This is a genomic window from Shewanella sp. WXL01 (assembly GCF_012263345.1).
Taxonomy (GTDB): domain Bacteria; phylum Pseudomonadota; class Gammaproteobacteria; order Enterobacterales; family Shewanellaceae; genus Shewanella; species Shewanella maritima.
In genome coordinates, this window is the sequence record NZ_JAAIKQ010000002.1 from 436,334 (window position 1) to 457,174 (window position 20,841).

At 44.9% G+C, this 20,841-nt stretch carries 9 protein-coding genes; 6 read left to right on the forward strand and 3 right to left on the reverse strand.

Annotated elements, in window-relative coordinates; genetic code table 11:
- The first annotated feature begins 136 nt into the window (after positions 1–136).
- The 6 genes from oleC (at position 137) to ushA (ending at position 13,262) form a co-directional block, all read left to right on the forward strand.
- Positions 137–1,906 (forward strand): olefin beta-lactone synthetase, encoded by a 1,770-nt coding sequence (gene oleC, locus G3R49_RS07135; RefSeq protein ID WP_167869156.1) that lies wholly within the window; start codon positions 137–139, stop codon positions 1,904–1,906.
- Between the two features lie 98 nt (positions 1,907–2,004).
- The gene (gene oleD, locus G3R49_RS07140) at positions 2,005–3,060 is read left to right on the forward strand and encodes a 2-alkyl-3-oxoalkanoate reductase (RefSeq protein WP_167869157.1); all 1,056 of its coding nucleotides are present in this window, start codon (positions 2,005–2,007) and stop codon (positions 3,058–3,060) included.
- Positions 3,061–4,319: 1,259 nt separating this feature from the next.
- Positions 4,320–5,387 carry a porin gene (locus tag G3R49_RS07145; RefSeq protein ID WP_130597609.1) on the forward strand — a complete coding sequence of 356 codons (1,068 nt, stop codon included), beginning with the start codon at positions 4,320–4,322 and terminating at the stop codon, positions 5,385–5,387.
- A 50-nt stretch (positions 5,388–5,437) separates the two neighbouring features.
- On the forward strand, positions 5,438–8,563 hold the full coding sequence (locus tag G3R49_RS07150) for an ExeM/NucH family extracellular endonuclease (RefSeq protein ID WP_167869158.1): 3,126 nt from the start codon (positions 5,438–5,440) through the stop codon (positions 8,561–8,563).
- A gap of 75 nt (positions 8,564–8,638) precedes the next feature.
- Positions 8,639–11,236, forward strand: a complete 2,598-nt coding sequence (locus G3R49_RS07155) for an endonuclease (RefSeq protein ID WP_167869159.1) — start codon at positions 8,639–8,641, stop codon at positions 11,234–11,236.
- 310 nt (positions 11,237–11,546) lie between these two features.
- Positions 11,547–13,262 (forward strand): bifunctional UDP-sugar hydrolase/5'-nucleotidase UshA, encoded by a 1,716-nt coding sequence (ushA, locus tag G3R49_RS07160; RefSeq protein WP_167869160.1) that lies wholly within the window; start codon positions 11,547–11,549, stop codon positions 13,260–13,262.
- Positions 13,263–13,679: 417 nt separating this feature from the next.
- Here ushA and G3R49_RS07165 read toward each other — a convergent pair whose 3' ends face one another.
- The 3 genes from G3R49_RS07165 to recB all read right to left on the reverse strand — a co-directional run bounded on the left by G3R49_RS07165 (position 13,680) and on the right by recB (position 20,839).
- Positions 13,680–14,687 carry a D-alanine--D-alanine ligase gene (locus G3R49_RS07165; protein ID WP_167869161.1) on the reverse strand — a complete coding sequence of 336 codons (1,008 nt, stop codon included), beginning with the start codon at positions 14,685–14,687 and terminating at the stop codon, positions 13,680–13,682.
- Between the two features lie 228 nt (positions 14,688–14,915).
- The gene (gene recD, locus G3R49_RS07170; protein WP_167869162.1) at positions 14,916–17,051 is read right to left on the reverse strand and encodes an exodeoxyribonuclease V subunit alpha; all 2,136 of its coding nucleotides are present in this window, start codon (positions 17,049–17,051) and stop codon (positions 14,916–14,918) included.
- Complete coding sequence (gene recB / locus G3R49_RS07175) at positions 17,045–20,839, reverse strand: exodeoxyribonuclease V subunit beta (RefSeq protein ID WP_167869405.1); 3,795 nt, start codon at positions 20,837–20,839, stop codon at positions 17,045–17,047. The genes recD and recB overlap by 7 nt, the downstream gene beginning before the upstream one ends.
- Positions 20,840–20,841: the final 2 nt, after the last annotated feature.

Genomic DNA, 20,841 nt, shown 5'->3' on the forward strand with positions numbered 1-20,841 from the left:
GATTCAGAATAGGCTTGTAGAGTTTAGAATAAGCTCAAGAATGAATAATAAGCCAAAAAGTGACAGCGCAAATCAAATACAAAATAAGGGCTCTTCGGAGCCTTTTTATTTAAACCCTCAACCTAATGCCACGTTTATGACTTCTACATCAACATCTGCCAACATCTGCCGTCACCTTGCTCACGCTGCCGAGCACACGCCTAATGCACTGGCTGTAGCGGTACAAAAGGCGCAATCAAATGGTGATTATCGCTATCAAGAGCTCGATTTTGCCAAGCTGCATCGCGAGTCAGACACTATTGCACTTGGGCTTGAGCAATATGGCATTGTCAAAGGCATGAAAGCTGTGCTGATGGTGACGCCAAGTGTTGAGTTTTTCAGTTTGACCTTTGCATTATTTAAAGCTGGCATTATCCCAATTTTGGTTGACCCTGGCATGGGGATTAAAAACCTAAAGCAGTGCTTTGCTGAGTCTAAGCCTGATGCCTTTATTGGTATTACTAAAGCCAATATCGCAAGAAGGGTACTGAAATGGGGCAAGTCGAGCGTCACTAAGGTGGTGAATGTTGGCGGCAATGGCCTGACTAGATTGTTGACGGGTGGTATTGAGCTACACGAGATCGCAAAGCTTGGTGAGCAAGCAAATGCCAAGCGCGCTGAGGCATATCAAATGCAGTATTTAGCGCCTGATGAGTTGGCGGCAATCTTGTTTACCAGTGGTAGCACAGGTATCCCTAAAGGTGTTGAATACAGTCACAGTATGTTTGAAGGGCAAATTGATACCCTAAAGCTTGATTATGGCATTAAACCGGGTGAGCGTGATCTGGCCACCTTCCCATTGTTTTCATTATTTGGCCCGGCATTGGGCATGGCGTCAATTGTGCCAGATATGGATGCATCCAAACCTATTACTGCTAACCCAGCGCACCTATTTGCCGCAATCGACAAATACCAATGTAGCAATATGTTTGTCAATCCAGCGCTGCTTGAGCGTTTAGGTCAGGCAGGGCGAGGTGATGCGTTAGAAAAGCAGCACAAACTTAATAGCATTCAACGGGTTATTTCAGCAGGTGCGCCAGCAACCATATCTTCAATTGAGATTTTTAGCCGTATGCTTAACGACGATGTTGAAGTGCTTAACTCTTACGGCGCAACTGAATCGTTACCTATCAGTATGATTGGCAGCAAGGCATTAATGGATACCACAGCTATTACCGATAATGGTGGTGGTATTTGTGTTGGTCAGCCAGTTGATGGTGTTGATGTGCAGATCATCGATATTCATGAAGACGCCATTAAGCAGTGGGATGACACCCTAAGCTTACCCGTCAATCAAATTGGTGAAATTGTGGTAAGCAGCAATAAAGTGAGCCAGCGTTATTATCAGCGTGTGCAGGCAACGATTGATTCTAAAATTGAAGATGCGAATGGTCGCAAGCGTCATCGTATGGGAGATGTGGGTTATCTTGATGATGACGGCAAATTGTGGATGTGCGGCCGAAAAGCACATCGCGTTGATGCAACGCTAAGTTTGAATAGTGAAGAGTTAGGCTCTAACGGCAACGAACTAGACTCTAACAGTAAGCAGCAATCAAAGCGTTTTTACTCCATTCCTTGTGAGCGTGTGTTTAACACATTAGAAGATGTTAAACGCAGCGCTCTGGTTGGCATTGAAGTTAACGGTAAAACCGTGCCACTGATTTGCGTTGAGTTAGTCAAGCAACCTAACTGCAGCTCGGGTAAAGCATTGTATGCCTCATTGTTAAGTATTGCTAAGCAGCATGAGCATACCAAAGGTATTACTCGCTTTTTAATCCATCCTGATTTTCCTGTTGATGTGCGCCACAATGCTAAGATTTTCCGCGAAAAACTTAGCGTTTGGGCTCAAGCGCAATGGAAGGAATAGAGAGTGGAAGGAATAAAAAGTGGAAAGAGCAAATAGTTTCACAGCGTTAGAGTTAGTCTCAGTTGTAAAGTGAATAAAGCAAGCAAAGGAACACCTTAATGAACGCGTTAGTTTTACAAAATCTCACTGATATCGAGCAGCAGGTTTTAACTGATCTGGCGAGCCGTTTTAAAAAGGTATTAGTGACTGGCGCAGGCGGCTTTTTAGGTAAAGCGATAGCGCTGCGTTTACATTGCGCCGGCATTGAGGTGGTGGGTTTAGCTCGCGGTGAATATCCACAGCTAAGTGAGCTTGGCATTGATATGCGCCGCGGTGATATTAGCAAGCTTGCTGATGTTAGCGCTGCTGCTAAAGACTGTGATTGTGTGTTTCACGTTGCCTCAAAGGCGGGAGTGTGGGGCAGTAAGCAGAGCTACTTTGCGCCTAATGTTGATGGCGCGGCTAATGTTATTGCTGCCTGCAATGAGCACAATATTCAATACCTGGTTTATACCAGTACGCCTAGTGTGACCTTTGCTGGGCGTGATGAAAATGGCGTAAATGAATCTGAACCTTATGCCGAAACCTATTTAAATCATTATGGCGAGTCAAAAGCTGTTGCTGAGAAGATGATGTTGGCTGCTAGCACTGACAGCCTTAAAGTGACAGCGCTGAGACCGCACCTAATTTGGGGGCCTGAAGATCCGCATCTAGTGCCTCGGGTTATCGCCAGGGCAGAAGCAGGGCGCTTAAAGCTGGTGGGCAAGCAAGACAAGTTAGTTGATACCATTTATGTGGATAACGCTGCACTCGCGCATTTGCAAGCTGCGCTAGAGCTTACCAAGCAAGCTAAATGCGCCGCAAAAGCTTATTATCTTAGTAATGATGAGCCAATTACCATGGCCGATATGCTTAACCGCATTCTTGCTTGCAAACAATTGCCGCCAGTGAGTAAACGCGTGCCTGCGGGGCTAGCATTTGCTGTCGGTAGTATCCTAGAGTCTGTATATCACGCATTGGGCAAACAAGATGAGCCAATCATGACTCGGTTTGTGGCAAAGCAGTTATCTACTAGCCATTACTTTGACATATCTGCCGCAAAAGCAGATTTTGATTACCAGCCTATCGTGAGTATCGATGAAGGTATGCGCCGTTTGCGCCAGTGGTTGTCATAAATTGCTGCTATTCAATAAAGTGGTGATTTTGTTTTCAGCCCTAAACCACCTACTTCAGTAGGTGGTTATCATTTGTTTAGGCTTTGCCTGTAAACTCTAGTGTTTTCCAAAACTGGCAGCTTTGTTGTTATCGCTTTAATGTCGTGTTTTCCAGCAGTTTGCGTGCCGTTGGCTTTTAGTACATCGACAGATGCTATTGCTTCCACAATCTATTCCCTACATCTAGCACTATATCAATGTGCTTACTTTGTCCTGTTAACTAAGGGCATTTGGCTTCGTTTTAATCTCACAGCACTAGACCACACAAAACTGAGTTAAATCGCTTTTTACTGGCACCTTTTAGGCTAAAAAACAAACAAAACTCAGGGGTAATTTGCGTTTTAGCTCGATTTTTGTTCACTGTTCTTGAATTGGGATAGTTCCGTTTGGTGGTTGTTTTAATATAATTCTTTTATTTTTATATGGTTATGGTTCTTGTGTTTGTTACAGTTCTTTAGTTTGTGCTAATAAATGTGTTTTCATTTTTTATTGTTTTTGTTTTTGGTTTAATTGGCTTGGTTTTGTAATGTATTAAATAAACATGTTGTTATGCACTTGTATATTAAATATTAACTTCATAATTTTGTTTTAAACAGGTTAAAAATTGTTCTATTAGATTTATTTAATAAAAATTTAATCAGTTAAAAACCACTGGCCTCTCATTTCATACCTATTTTTGAATATAGCGTTTTATGCTGTCATTTTGTTAAAAACTGGTGGTATAAGCTGCTTTGGCTTTTTATTTGGTGCAACATACCGTTAACTTTGCTTGTTCATGCTGTTTGAAAACTTTGTTGTGTAAATGTGTCAATAAGTTTGCTTGTTTTTGTGACTTTAATCACTAATTTTGCTCTTGTTATTAAACCTGTGCTTTTCTAGCATTGCGTTGTTGATATATAGCGCCATTTTTAATTCTAATTTTAGAAGTGTGCTGAAGGGGTTTTATTTTTGTTAACCCACAATTGTTTGCTTTTTATGGGTCAACGATTTTTGCTTCTACGTATTTTTGTTGTGATTTTGTGAATGGATTCGGGGTCGTTTTGATTACAAATTCGCACGCGCTTCTTGTTGTTAAATTTTTGTGTTAACTCACTTTAGGAAATATTGGCAATTCCAATTAGTGTGCTGGTTAATAAATCAACAACTCAATCAATAATTATTATGCCAAATCCCAACCTCGTATGACGGTTGGCATTTACCAAAAGATGGAAATACACGCGATGCTAAGAAAAACTACCGTTGCAATCGCCCTAGCTTCTCTGTTCAGTGTTGGTTCAGCAACTGCTGTGTCTCTAGAGCAAAGTGATAATGGGGATTACATTCGCTTATATGGTGAAGTAGGTGTAGGTGGCCATTTTGCTACCAATGCAGATTATAACCATGACGAATTTTATGAAGCCAAAGGCTATGTTGATGACAGCTTTGCCACCATGGGTGTGCGAGGCGAGCGTAGCAACTATATTTATCGCCTAGAGCTAGACTACCAGCGCCGCAACTGGAAAGGTGGTGATGGCGAATTCGAACTAGCGATCGACAAAATGTATGTTGGTTACAAGTTTGACGATGTTCACTGGATTGAGCTAGGTCTTACCGATACCGCGTTCGACCAGTACGACCACTATGGTGACTTCACGTTCAACAAAGCTGTTGAAACAGGTGAAGCAGGCGACCAAGAAAACACAGTTAAGTACGAAGCACAGTTTGATCATTTAGTTTACGGTGCATCTTACTCGTATGAAGGTAAGCATAAGAATGGTTCGCCACAAGGTGACATTGTTAATGGTTATGTTGGTTGGTTAAAAGACACAGTGACGTTCGTAATTGGCCTTGAAGCTCGCGCTGGTTCAAATGGCGAATCAAAATACGGTAAGCAACGCCTACTAGGCGCTGGTGCTCGTTGGCAAACAACTGAAAACCTAGCCTTCGGTATTAACGCTTTTGTTGAAGATGAAGACTTAGCAACACGCCGTGCTCCTGGGATCGGAAGCGAGTACGTGTACCTAGAGTACGAAACATTCCGCAACTATGGCCTGACGTTGAGCAGTAAATACGTGCTTAATGAAAACTGGGAAATCATTACCTCTGCAAACCACGAACAGTATGAAAACTGGGACGTGGAAAGCCCTAACTTCGATTACACAGAACTACCTCCTGAATATGGCAAAGACCGTCAGTGGGTAAGTGCTGGTTTCAATTACCGTCCTGCACGCGACATTGTTCTTTCATTGGAAGGCCGTTTTGGCGAAGCGCCTGAAGCAGCTTACGCCTATGCGCGCATGTACTTCTAATCGCGTTGTAACTTATTGAAAAATTGCGCTAAGCAAATATCGAGATAATTATGAAAAAAACACTTTTATCACTAGCGGTCGCTAGTGTATTCAGCGCGGGCGTACATGCTGGTGTTGAAGATCTATTGATCACTGAAATGGTGCAAAAAGACTATGGTGCTGAATTAGGCGCTGTAGAGATCACTAACACCCATGCAACTGATGCATTTACCTTTACTGATGACACCGCAGTGTACATTTGGGGTAACGGCAAATACGAAAACCAAATGCTAAATGCAGATGGCCAGCCACTTATGAGTGGTTTGACTGTTGATGCGGGTAAATCTATCGTCGTGATCAATAAAGATGCTAGCGACGAGTATAAGAAAACGATTACTGACAATGGTGGTAGCTATGTTATTGGCACAGGTCATGCTGATACCAGTTACACCGACTTTTTCTTGAGCGGTAACGACGGTTTTTACATTAAAAATGGTAGTACTGTTATTGACCGTGTGGGTGATGCCAGCGATACCAGTGTGTGGGCGCCTGATACTACTTTACGCCGTCGTAAAGATGCTGATGGTAATGCCCCTGCGCAAACGGGTGACTTTGATGCTGCCCAGTGGGAAACAATCAGCCCACTTGATACTTCTACCGTTGGTGCTCCAAACCTTGCTGACGCATACATCCCATTCGTATGTGAGAACCTAACAGCAATTTCTGAGGTTCAAGGTGAAGGCAGTGCTTCTCCAATCGCTGGTCAAGATGTTGTCGTTGAAGGTGTGGTGACCGCTGTTGTTGAGTTGCCAAGCAAAGGCTTCTTCTTACGCGATATCGACTCAGACGGTAACCCACTGACATCAGACGGTATATTCGTTAAAAGCAGCAGCGCTGATGACAACATGGTTGGTCGCACAGTATGTTTAGGTAGTACCGTTGCAGAATCTTACGGTCAGACTCAACTTGCTGCTGAAACATGGGAAGTGACTAACAGCGATTACACTGCTACCACACCAACTGACATTGAAGTGCTTGAGTCAGACAATGGTTCATTCGAAACAACGCTTGAGCGTTATGAAGGCATGCTAGTTAATCTGCCTGAAGATATGAACCCGCTTGAAGAAGGCAATCAAGACATGCGCGTTTCGCGCAGCTTCAGCTTCAACTATGACAGCTACCGCAACAACATTACACTTGCTTATAAGCGTCCTAACTTACAGCCTAACCAGCTTAACGTAGCAGGTAGCCCAGAGTCATACGCAGCTGCTGAGCAAAATGATGATTACCGCTTAATCATTGAAAGCTCAACCAAAGCGCCAAATGGCGTTATTCCTTACTACCCTAACTTTGCTGTAAACCCTGCAAACAACTACATTCGCATCGACGACAGTGTAGTGGGTATGCAAGGTGTCATTAGCTATAGCTTTGGTGATTACGCACTGACGGTAACTAATGAGCTAAACGACACTAACTTTGTTCATAATCGCCCGCGTACTGACAGTCCAGATATTTCTGAAGATGTTGAAGCGGACCACTTCGCTATTCGCGTAGCATCACAAAACTTGTTCAACTACTTTAATTCACCATTTGGTGGTGATCAGAACCAGTTTGGTCAAAGCCGCGGTGCAGATACTCAAGCTGAATTCGACAAGCAAAAAACAAAGCTTGTTGAAGCTATTCGTGCGTTAGACGCTGACGTTGTTGGCCTAATGGAAATGGAAAACAACGGTTTTGGTCTTAAGAGCGCAGTTGCTGACCTAGTTAACGAAGTTAACGTTTACTACAACGACGAATACGCTGATAACTACGACAAACCATACTCAACCGAAAACCGCTATGTGTTTGTTGGTTTTGACCACAATGGTAATCAGATTCTTGATGAGTTGGACGCGCTTGGTTCTGACGCAATTGCAACCGGTATTATTTATCGCCCAAGCAAGATGAGTGTTGAGCGCACTCGTGTTGTGACTATGCCACAACAAAAAGCGCCAACCATTGTTAACGACAATAACGAAGTTATTAAAGACAACAATGATGAGATCCTTGAAAGCGGTCAAAACTACCACCGTGATGCACTGGTTGTAACTTTCGTTATTAACCAAACAGGTAAGCGTTTAACCCTTGCTGTAAACCACTTTAAGTCTAAAGGTTCTACTTGTTGGGAAGACTGGCAAGGTGTGGAATTTGGCGATGCAACTAAGTGGACTGAGAAAGCGCCAGACCCAGATTTCCAAGGTTCTTGTTCTGAGTTCCGTATTGCTGGTGCAGTGCAACTTGGTGATGAGCTAGAGAAAATTTCAGGCGACAAGATCATTCTTGGTGACTTAAATGCTTACGCAAAAGAAGATCCGCTACTTGTACTGACTGAAAACCCACGTAATAAAACGCTAACGACTGCTAGCTACACCTACGTAGGCACCAAGCCACAGTTCAATACCGACGGCACGCCTGTCAACATCACCAAAACTTATGGCTACGTTGATATCCTATCGAAAATTTTCGATGAAAAAGGCAAGTACGGTTGGAGCTACTCGTTCAATGATGAAGTAGGTTCTCTTGACCATATTCTAATTACTCCGTCTCTTGAAAGCCGCGTGATTGATGCGACTGACTGGCACATCAATGCCGCTGAGTCGAATCTTTACGACTACAACGACGAGTACAAGCCTGAAGGTCATAACTTTTACGCAGCAGATCACTTCCGCTCTTCTGACCATGACCCAGCGTTAGTGACATTAAGTTACTTACCGGGCGAGGCTGACAGCGGTCATGCTTTACATCTAACGCTCCTAAACAAGCTAATGAAGGTGCCTTATCAGGTTCCTGCATCTGCCGGTGCGCTTAAAGGTGATATCGCTAAAGTGAAGCTAACCCCATCTGACGACAAAGCTCAGTTAGACCTTAGTCAACTTGTTGAGCCAAACGTTGTACTGACAGAAGACGGCCAAGCAATGGTTACCTTCGAAGTGTTTGGTGCACCTGCTGCACACTACACAGCGAAAGTATACCTAGAGCGTGATGGTGCAATGGTTGCGGGCTCTGAGCAGAGTTTATCGATTCAGGTAGCCAAGCGTGATTCTCTAGTCGCTGAAATCAAAGAAGAGCAGCACGACAACACTGGTGGTAGCACTGGTTTCTTCAGCTTGCTTTCACTTCTTGGTTTAGCAGCGCTACGTCGCCGTAATCGTAAATAACAAGGATTTAATGACTTGTGCAGCGCTCAAAAGTTGAGTGCTTGCACTGGTCATTCACAAGAAAAAGATACGACTATGAATAAAAAAATGACAACAGTCGCTAAAGCGGTAGCTTTATTAATGGCGACTGCATCTACCGCAGCTCAAGCTGACTTAGTGATTACTGAGTATGTTGAGGGTGGTGGCAGCAATAAAGCAGTTGAGATTTCTAATTTAGGCTCAACAACTATTAATTTGGATGCTGCACAGTATGTGTTATCCCTTCACTCAAATGGTAAAACTGAGGCTGGAAATACTGCAACATTAACAGGCATGCTTGAGCCAGGTAAGAGCATTGTTTACCACAATGGAAGCGCAGACGAGCAGTTCAAAGTAGGCATTGAATCAACGGTAACCTATTTTAATGGCGATGACGCGTTAACGTTAACCAAAGACGGCGCTATTATCGACCGTTTTGGCAAGCTTGGCGAAGACCCTGGTTCAGAATGGTTAGATCCCAATGACAGTAACTTCTCAACCAAAGATAAAACGCTGCGCCGCAAGGCAAGTGTTACTACTGGCGATGTGAATGCTACAGCTGACTTTCCTGGTGCCAACAATGAGTGGGTTGTGTTTGATAAAGACACCGCTGATGGCTTAGGTTGTCCTGGTGAAGGTGCTTGTAGTGTTGTCGTCGAGCCTGGTGTGCTGTTAATTACAGAGTACATTGAAGGTAGTGGCAGTAACAAAGCTGTTGAGTTGTCAAATGTAGGCGGTAGTGAATTAGATCTCGATGCTGCGGTTTATCAAATTGGCTTGTACTCAAATGGTGCAACTGAGATTGGTAACAACGAAATTCTAAGCGGCAAGCTTGCTGTTGGTGAGTCAATCGTGTTCCACAATAGTGGTGCTAATGATGAGTTTAAGATTGGTACGGCGTCAACAATTACCTATTTCAACGGAGATGATGCGCTGGTATTAACCAAAGATGGTGCCGTGATTGACCGTTTTGGTAAATTAGGCGAAGACCCAGGCTCGGCTTGGACAGATCCTAACGACGCTAATTTCTCAACAGCAAACAAAACCTTGCGCCGCAAAGACAGTGTGACAGCCGGTGATACTGTTGCAGATGCTGACTTCCCTGGCACTGACAATCAATGGGTAACTTTTGACATTGATACGGCTGATGGCCTAGGTTGTGCGGGTGAAGCAGCATGTGGTTCAGAGCCTGATCCGCTTCCATGTAACAATTGTGAAATTTTAACGCCAGTAGCAGACCCTGACACCTTCGTACGTGAAGATTATTATTCCAATGTGATCAACGGTGACTTTGACTCTCCTGAAGCTTGGAAAAATGCTATCTCGGCAGCTATTTCTGTAGGCCATGTTGAAATCACTTATAAGCAGGTTTGGTCAGTGCTAACCTACTCAGATGAAGACCCGACTAACTCTGATAACGTTATCGAGTTGTACACGGGGAATTCAATCTCTAAACACAGCAATGGTGGTAACACTAGCGACTGGAACCGAGAGCACGTTTGGGCTAAGAGCCATGGTTTCCCAAGTGAGGGACAACGTGGTTATAAAGACGCTCATCACTTGCGCCCAACCAATACTAAAGTCAACTCTACCCGCAGTGCTTACGACTTTGACAACTGTGCGGATACAGGTACTGAGTTAACCGATGCTCCGGGTAACTACCTTGATACTGCTAAACGCTGCTTTGAACCTCGTGACGAGATTAAAGGTGATGTTGCGCGTATGATTATGTACATGGATACGCGTTATCAAGGTAATGATGATGACATGCCAGATCTCATCGCTGTAGACCGTATCACCACAGCTGATGAAGTGTCTGCCAACGAGCCGCTAATTGGTAAGCTTTGTACTATGTACGCTTGGCATCAGCAAGATCCAGTTGATGATTTCGACCGTCAACGCAACGATGCAGTTTACAAGTACCAAGGTAACCGTAACCCGTTTATCGATAACCCTGAGTGGGTTAAACAGGTATATGGCGATCAATGTGGTGACCCAGTTAACCCAGAGTTAGATGTTGATGTAATCATCGAAGCGCCAGAAAGCGTTAACGAAGGTGAAGCTTTTGTTGTTGATGCATCTAAAACCGTTGCTGAAGACGGCACTGAGCTAACGTTCGCTTGGGAGCAGGTATCAGGCCCAGAAGTTAGCTTTGATAGCACTGCTAAAGTGCTAAACATCACGACTCCTAAAGTTGATGCTAATACAACGCTAGCATTTAAGCTTGTTGTCTCTGATGGCACATTAGAAACCAGTGAAATGGTGAGCGTAGCACTAATCAATGTACCACTAGAGCTAGATATTAGCTTCAGCGGCGCAACTGTTGTGCCTGAAGGCGAAGAAGCTACCATCACTGCTGCCATAGCAGATGCGCCAGCAGGTCTAACTTATGCTTGGAAACAAGTGTCTGGCCAAAGTGCGGAGTTTACTGCTGATGGGTTAACGCTGAATGTTACTGCGCCAGAGGTCGATATTAACCAAACTTTAGTGTTTGAGTTTACTGCAGACAATGGTGAAGACACAGTGTCTAAGCTGGTTAACCTAGAAGTGACAAATACGCAAGAACCAGGTTGGACTAAGCCTGATGGTGGTAGCCTTGGTGCTGGCCTATTAATGCTATTACCACTAGCTTGGCGTCGCCGTCAATCTAAGTAGGTATTAGGTCATCTTTTGGATGATTAGCATGCTAATGTCAGCAGAGTGAAAGCTCTGCTGGCTTTTTTGTTTCGATAGCTAATGATACCAATTAGCACAAGTATGTGATCATTCTTACTGGTTAAAATCGCCTATAACTTCGTTATAAATTTTGTAGGTAGAACAACTAGCTAGCTGCAATTTATGCCTCGTTCTAAGCGATTTTTCCTGCGTAATCTCTGATCACTTATTTATCCCAATTGGTATGAAATGTCAGTCGTTGATTTAACATAGCGACAATGATTAAAAAATTGATTAATTGAGGGACTTTATGACACGGTCTCGTTTAAATACTCCGGTATTAAAATCGCGCTCAAAGTTAGCCATACTTGTCGCGAACTTAGCCTTGCTAACGACACTTTCAGGTTGCATGGATGGTGCGCCTAAATATGACAGTTGTGAAGCTGCGGGTGAATCTTGTACTCGCTTTACACTCGTTCATACCAATGACCATCACGGTCGCTTTTGGCAAAACGACAAAGGCGAATACGGTATGGCGGCACGCAAAACCCTTATTGATAGCATTCGCAAGGAAGTCAGCGAGGCCGGTGGCAGTATGTTGTTGTTATCTGGCGGCGATATCAATACCGGTGTGCCTGAGTCAGATTTGCAGCATGCAGAGCCTGATTTTCTTGGGATGAACTTATTAAAATACGATGCGATGGCAGTGGGGAATCATGAGTTTGATAACCCTTTGGCGATTCTTGATAAACAGCGTAAATGGGCGCAGTTCCCTATGCTGTCGGCCAATATTTATCGTAAAGTTGATGATGAGTGGCAACTGTATTTTGAGCCGTACCGCATATTTGATGTGGGCGGGCTTAAGCTTGCAATTGTTGGTTTAACCACAGAGCAAACAGCGCAAATTGGTAACCCTAAGTATGTGAAAGCGCTGCGCTTTAATAAGCCACAAATCGCGCTACGCAATACTTTAACTCAGATAAAGCACAACGAGAAACCTGATTTAGTCTTTGCCCTTAGCCATATTGGTCACTATCAGGATGGCAACCATGGCAGTAATACCCCAGGTGATGTCGCATTGGCTAGAAGCCTAAAGCGAGGTCAGCTTGACGGTATTATTGGTGGTCACTCACAAAACCCTGTGTGTATGGAAGCGCCAAATAAGTACGCAGATTTTAAACCAGGCGATGAGTGTCAACCTGATAGACAGCGCGGCACTTGGATTATGCAGGCTTATGAGTGGGGCAAGTATGTTGGCCGCGCTGACTTTGAGTACTATAACGATGAGCTGCATTTAGCCAATTACCGACTGCTGCCTGTGAACTTGTATGATGAGCAAGGTAAGCAGCATGGTGATTATGCTGAAGACCCGCAAATGATTGAGCTGCTAACGCCTTATCAGCAGCAAGGGCAGGGCATTCTTAACGAAGTTGTTGGCTCAACATCTGCCAAGCTTGTGGGTTCGCGTAAAGTGGTACGCAGCCAAATAAACGAGCTAGGGGTTCTCATTGCAACAGCGCAAAGCCGCGGTGTGGTGAAAGCTGACTTTGGCATTATGAACTCTGGTGGTATTCGCGCCTCAATTGAGCAAGGTGATATTCGCTACCGTGATGTATTAACCGTGCAGCCATTTGCCAACTCAGTGACAGTGACCAAAATGGTGGGTAAAGAGATTGAGCAGTATTTAGCAACTGTTGCGACACAAAGTCGCGGCTCTGGCGGGTTCGCTCACTTTAGCGGTATTGATATGACGGTGAATTGCCAAACCCAAAGGGTCAATATTCACAGCATTAACGGTGAAGCTTTTGATAAGACTAAGCGTTATAGTTTTAGTTTGCCTGGCTACAACGCTGGTGGTGGTAATGGTTACCCTGTGCTCAGCAACGCGGTAGACAGTGGTTATATTGACGCTGACTTGTTGAACCTTTATATCAAGCAACACAGCCCAATTGATCCAAGTAGCGACCAATGGAAGCACAAGGTGAAGTTTACTGGCGCAAGCACACCATTAGGGTGTGATGGCTAGTTCTGTTTCCAAACTTCGTTTGGAGAAAGTCGTGGGATTTCATCCCACACCCGAGCAAGAAGGGGATCAACAGCAATCCCCCTCTTGCATCTCCCTTTGCCGTCCCTACGAAATTGTTACCCTCATGCTTATTAAGAAAATGTCTAACGCTTTCGATAGGCCATCCATGGCCAAACGAAAGCTATCCAGATGTCCTATCTGGATTACGTCATTTTCTTAAGCGCCTTTCGGCAATTTCGAGGGGGGAAGGTTTGAGACTGGAGGTATAACTGGTCTAGTTAGGTAAATTTCACTCAAAAAACGCCTCAATGAGGCGTTTTTTTTTTACGTTCAAGTTGCTAAGACGTTGTATTGGACTGTAGGTTGCAAATAGCGATGCTATTAATCTTTAAACCACAATGAAGCTTGGAAAACACTTTATGAGTTTAACGCTCTCGTTACGGCATCTTTTAAGAAATCACCATAGTCATGGCCATTGTGCGCTAGCATTTTGGGGAACATGGAAATCGGGGTTGAGCCTGGGAAAGTGTTGATTTCATTTAGTAAAATCTCACCATCTTCGGTTAAGAAGAAATCGATGCGTGATAGGTGGCGTAGCTTCATGCCTTTAAAGGCTTTGATTGAGTATGCTTGTATTTTGGCAAGCTGTTCGGCGGTTAGGTTGTCAGCTTCAACTTTAGTGCTTGCCTTGCTATCTGCGGCATATTTCTCATCAAAGGTATAAAACGAGTTGCTATCGCAAATAATTTCGCCTGGTTTGCTGGCAATCACTTCACCTTGATATTCATACGCGGCTACTTCTAGCTCACGAGCAACAATGGTTTTCTCAACCACCACATAAGGTGAATACTTAAACGCGTCTTTAAGTACGTTTGCGATATCATCGCGGTTATCGACTTTGTAGCAACCTACAGATGAGCCTTGTGACGCGGCTTTAACAAACACTGAGCCCCATTTATCAAAGGCTGCTTGGGTGTCGCGAATGGCTTGGTCATTAAGCTGATGCAGAAACAGGTAAGGCGTATTAGGAATGCCAAGGGCGCTAAACCACATTTTTGCGGTAACCTTGTTAAAGCTGTTGCGTGATGCCTCTGCGTCACAACCAAAGTAAGGTAGGCCAATCAGCTCAAAGTAAGATTGAATATCGCCAGTTTCGCCCGGATAGCCATGAATACATGGGATAACAAAATCAATTGGCCAGGTTTTTGATGGCTCTGCAATGTATCTCAATTGACGCTCGCCAGTAAGCTCACAAATCTCACCATCTGACGTGATGTATTGCCCTTGCTTATTTAGTTCAACCTTTTGTACCTGGTATTCAGGAATGTTTTCGAGCGTTGTTTCAAAAAACTTGGCTGAAAGAAGGGAAATATCGTGCTCAGCGCCGCCGCCACCGCACAATAACAATACATTGATTTTCGACATCAAATGCTCCAAAGCGTAAAACCTATGCCACTGCTTTTTGACAGCTCAGAATGCTGCAAAAAACTGTAGCTTGTAATTATAAGACCAACTAGCAGCGCCCATGATAATGAGCCTTAGCAGGCACAATCAAGCAATGTTAGCGCTTGTTCATTTTAGTGGTGTTGTTTTAATCAATTTTGTTGTTTTTAGTAAGTTGAGCTAATTTAGCCATTTTAGAATTGTTCAGAGTTAACCCCAAAGCCTTTCGCCAAGCCCTGAGCTGCGCAAAGTGATGTTAGTACTTGCTCGCTCGAAAACCTTAGCTGTACCTAGGCAATAGAAATAGCTTTTAGCGCGCGTAATTGCGGTGTACACCAGCTCTTTTGTCAGCAGTTGCCATTGCGAAGTCGTTGGCATAGCTGGTAGTACAAACGCCACACAGTCAAACTCACTACCCTGAGATTTATGCACTGTCATCGCAAAGCAGGTGTCGTGCTTTGGTAGCCTTGCAGGTAGCACTTTTAAAATGCTGCCATCGGCTTGAATAAAGTGCGCCATCAGCCTGCTTGGGTTGGCATCATCTTGCAAAATGAGTCCGATATCGCCGTTAAACAGCCCAAGGTTGTAGTCATTGCTTTGGATAATAATCGGCCTGCCTAGGTAAAATTCTTGCTGCGGTTTGAGTAGCTGCTTTTGCTGCAGCGCTAGGGTCATGCTGGCGTTAATGCCATCAACGCCATATTCGCCGCTGCGCATGGCGCAAAGCAGGCGGAACTGGTTGTAGCTATCAATGATTTGCTCACTGGTATAAATGGCTGGCTGCTCATTAGCTGCGTGCTCATTAGCTGCGTGCTCATTAACTGCTTGGTCAGTTGCACCTTCACTTAACGCGAGTGAGCTAAACACGTTTTGGTTATGTCCAATCATGTCTAAATAGGGCTGATAGGCACTGCAAGCAAATTCGAGTAGCTCATTCTTGCCCGCGTTGTCGCTAGCTGCGATAGCATTTGCATCGTTAATTTGATGCTGAAACCAAACTAGCTCTGGATAATTACGTCTAATCACCTGACGGATCTGCCGAACATCAGCCTGATTCACAGCCGTTGCCAGCTTGCCAATACCCGCATCACCCACAAAGCGGTGGCTGTGGCGCAGCATACATAAGCTATCGCCAAAGCTGTTTTGCTGTGCAACTTGATATTGGCTCACATCTTCACCGGTAAGCTCAGCAATTAACTTGGCTTGATTGGCGCTGTAACGCATCGCCCAAGCATCGTTTATTTGCCCCTGAGATTCCCCGTTAAAGCTCTGATTAAACTGGGTATTTCTCAACCCTAAGCAAATATCAGCCAGCACAGCACCGGCCTCAACCGAGGCTAATTGGTCTTGATCGCCCAGTAAAATGAGCCTTGCGTTCGCAGGTAGGGCTCTGACGATTTTGTGCATCATGGGCAAATCCACCATCGACGCCTCATCAATCACTAACAAATCAAGCCTTAGCGGGTTATTAGCATGGTGACGAAAACGATGTGAGTGTGGGATAACACCAAGCAGGCGGTGTAAGGTCGAGGCTTCTTCAGGAATAGCGTTTAAGGCATCGATAAGTCTTTGATTATCACCAAGCTCGCCTTTAAGCCTCGCTTTGGAACCTTTGATGGACTCAGTTAATCGCGCTGCGGCTTTACCTGTAGGGGCAACCAGTTTCATGGTAAGTGATTGCTGACTTAGTAGCAGTAACAGCAGTTTAGTTACCGTGGTGGTTTTACCTGTGCCAGGGCCGCCAGTTATCACTGCTAAAGCTTGTGTCAGCGCTGTTGCGGTGGCAATTTTTTGCCAGTTAAAGCCTTGGGTTGGTGAACTGCTATCAACAGGAAACAGTATGTCTAAATCTCTTCGCGTACTGGTAATATCCAGCTGAAAATGGGACTGACTTAGTGCTAAAAGTTTGGCCGCGACCTGAGTCTCAAAGTAGTGGTACTTGTTTAAGTACAAACGACCAAGTTCAAGAATTAACGGCTTGTTGTCACCACTTTGACCAACAAAACTAAACTCGCTGATAAGCTGCTCAAGTTGTTGATGATTAACGCTGATTTGGCAGCTTGGGGTATTTGTTGATGTACTAAATAGGTTCTCGCCTAGCGGGTTTTCAAGATTAATCGAGTTAATCACCAAACAAGTATGCTGACCTGAAAGTCGCTGGCTCAGCAGTGCGCAGATTAATAGTTGCAGCGACTCCTGTTGCTGCTGGGTGTCGGCATCAACTTCTTCATTGCGACTTTGCAAACGGGTCAGCTCAAGCGCAAAGTGCCTATCGAGTGGAGTAAGTAAACCTTGTTGCTGCCAGTGCTGCAGTAATTGTTTAATTGGCGCTTGAGTGACTAACATGCTTGCGCTCCTACTGATTGACCTGACTTGAACAATTGATCTAACTCTTCGATTAATGCTTGTGGCGGCATGTCGTAATACACGCCGCTATTAGGGTGGGCTGGATTCATGCCGCGTAAGAATAAATACAAGCTGCCGCCCATGTGGGATTGGTAGTCATAATTTGGATGACGCAACTGCAAAAAGCGGTGCAGGGCGACCGTGTACAGTATGTATTGCAGGTGATAGTGGTGATCATATATCGCTGCGGTTAAGTTATCGCCTACATAATGGCTGTAATCATCGCCAAGGTGATTAGACTTATAGTCAGCAATAAAGTATTTACCTTGGTATTCAAAGGTTAAGTCGATAAAACCTTTGAGCATGCCCGATAGGGTATCGAAGCTAAATCCAGCTGGGTAACCGTAGCGGATAAGTATTTTGTTAAGCTTATCTGCACTCAGGGCTTCAAGGGGAAGATAAAACTCCATCTCTACCATAACCTGCTTAGCGCCAAGTTTTGACAAGGTAAACTCTGACGAGCTAGCTGGGATCTGCAATGGCGTTACCAAGATCTCTTGATACCACTGAGTTAATGGCGCAAGCCAGATTTGTTCATCAAAACCATAGCGCTTCATTGACTCAAGTAACGCATCTTCAAGCTCGCTATCTGCCTTGGTGAAATCAAACTCCTCCATCACCAGATGCATAAAGCTACCGGCGTTAGCACCGCGTTCAAAGGTAAAGCGGTTGTATTGCACCTCGTCTACTAGCAGTGTATTTTCTTCAAAGGGCTCTGCTGCTCCGTGGATAAATGCAGGCACGAGCTCTTTAGTTTGTGGGTTAAGCTCGATGTTAGTTTCTTGGTTAAAGTCTTCATCATCTGCGCCCGGGATTGCGGCAGGAGTGTGCTGCTCAACCTTATGAGCGTCTGTTACTAGACCCCTATCTTTTACTAAACCCCTATCTTTTACTAAACCAGAGTAACTGCCTACGCGCCAACTGATCCCTTGTGGTCTAGTTAATACCTTGGCAGCAAGCTCGGCTTCTTGCTCCTGAGATTGCGCTAGTGAACACACCTCTTGAGGCTCAATATCAATTATGTTGATAAAATCGAGCGCTGCTAATGGGCTCAATTGAGTTTTGATGTCGTCAATCAGGCAATTTTTGTCGGTAATGCCAAGCAGGTAGCCAATGGCGCTTTGGAATAATTGCGAGCTGATCCCTGCTTTTAATTTACGCGACTGATTGGCGATGCCAAGATAGCAGCGATACACAGGGCGGGTGAGGGCGACGTACAGCAAGCGTAAATCTTCAGCGAGTGCTTCGCGTTTTTGTATTTCCCAGCCATCTTTGCTGCCATCCAAATCCCAAATGAGTTGGTCGTCTTGATGATAAAGCAGTGGCTCTGGCGTGCGATTATTGCCGCGTACCAAACTGACAAAAGGCACAAAACAAATTGGGTATTCTAAACCTTTCGATTTATGAATAGTGACAATCTGCACCAGGTTTTGCTCACTCTCCAATCTTAGCTGTTGCTCGTCTTGACCATTTGCATCGATGAGCTGCTGCTCAAACCAATTGATCAATGCGCTACTGCCATCAAGCTCGGTGGCTTTTTGTTGCAGCAGCTCGGCTAGATGCCTAAAGTCGGTCAGGCGGCGCTCACCACTGGCTTTGATATTGCCAACTTCCTCGTCATCAATATTTAAGCTGGTTTGCCCCGAGCTTGTCAGCTTCTGGCTCAGCAGTCGTTGCACTAGCTTAGTGTCGCTCGCCATACGTAATAGCGCTGGCATAATGCCGTTGCTTAGCCAGATATCATGCCACTGCATAAACTGGTCGAGTAGGGTTTGACGCTTATTTTCATTTTGATTGAACTGATGGATTTGCTCGGCGCTATAACCAATTAACTCGCAAGCGAGCGCTGCGCGAATACGGCGTTCATCTTTAGGGTTAGCCAGCGCTTGCAAAATCAGGGCTATGTCGCAGGCTTCCTGGGTGTTGAACACACTGTCGCGGCTGAGAAATACTGCGCCAATGCCGCGTGAAGATAACGACTCTTTGATAACTGCGGCTTCATTTCTGTCGCGCACCAGTACCGCAATATCTTTAGCTTGTAGCGGCTTTTGTTTGATTAAGCACTGGTTGTTAGCTGCGTCATTTAACAGCTTTGCAATTTCATTGGCGGCATCTTCACTGAGTAATTGCCTTGCATTGGTTTTGTTAAGGCCAGCTTCAGGGTCTTCAGCAAGCAAGCGAATGCTTAATGAGCAAGACTCGTTACTATTGATTAGTTGTTTCTGCGCGGCTTGTGGCGGCGTTGCGACTTCATCAAATGGGATCGCGTCACTAATAAATGGGTCGTGGTGCAGCTTGAATAAGGCATTAACCGAGCTGACTAAGTCTTTACCAGAGCGGTAGTTGGTATCGAGGTTAAAATGCGCCTCAGTTTGCTTGCGCGCACTGATATAGGTGTAGATGTCAGCGCCGCGAAAGGCGTAAATGGCCTGTTTGGGATCGCCAATCATCAACAAGCCAAGCGCGGGGCTTGCACTACTTAAGCGGTCTGCTACGGCATCTTGTGACTGGTTTTGATGGTAAACCGCGCTAAAAATATCAAACTGTAGCGGGTCGGTATCTTGAAACTCGTCGATCATCGCCAGAGGGAAGCGTTTAGAGATGGCCTGACTGAGTACGCTGCCTTGCGCTTTAATCGCATCGGCAAGGGTGAGCAGTAAATCATCTGGTGTCATCAAGTTACGTTGACGCTTTTGCTCAATAAACCTGTGTTTAATGCCTTGTTGCGCTTTGACAAAAAACGCTGGCATAACCTGATTGATGGCTTCATAAACGCGCTCAATATGATCGAGCAATGGCGCTTGTTGCACCGTGGGTATTTCGCCGCCCTTATTGAGCTTGAGTGTTGATAAAGATAAATGCTCAAGCACCTTCATCGGTGGTAGGCCTTGACCAAATTGTGCCCAGGTTGCCAGTTGCTCGAACATCTGTGTGAGTTTGGGATAGCCATCGGCTTTCTTACCAAAACGTGCACCATTAAGCGGTAGCGCTGTTAATAGCTCAAGAGTAGTGTCTTGCTCCAGCGCAAAGCGTTTTTTTAAACGAGCAATGCTTTCAACTAACGATTGGCTGAGCTTAGTAAACTCTAGCGGCGTGAATGATTGCACCGCCTCGGTTGCGCCTAATAGCGGTCTTAGCTTTTTGGCTAGCTCATCTGGCGTGGCGACCTTGCTACTAATTAGCGCTGCCATGCTAGGTGGCAGCTGATAACACACCTCACGCCAGAAATCGCGCACCGCATGATGTAAGTATTCACTGTCATCAAGGGTAAATTCAGACTCAAATAGCAAAGAGGATTCAAACGCCATATCAGCCAGCACCCGCTGACAAAAACCGTGAATGGTATAAATGGCGGCTTCATCAAGTGTTTTCAGCGCTAAATCAAAGCGTTTAATGGCAAGCTCGCGCTCTGCTTCAGGTGTTTGTTGATAGAGCGCTTCGATAAATTCATCATCTGTGGCCACGCCAATAAAGCGCTTAAATGCCAGTTGGATACGTTTGCGAATACGATCGCGTAACTCTTCGGTGGCGGCATTGGTAAAGGTTACCACCAAAATTTGCTCACAGGTGAGCGGTGCTTGGCCGCCATGGCCAAGTAGTAGTCTGAGATACAAACCAGAAATTGTGTAGGTTTTACCAGTACCAGCACTGGCTTCAATCAAGTTAGTACCGGAAAAGCTTAGCGCTAAAGGCTTAAGTGGCTTAACGGCTATTGCTGATTGTGGCATCG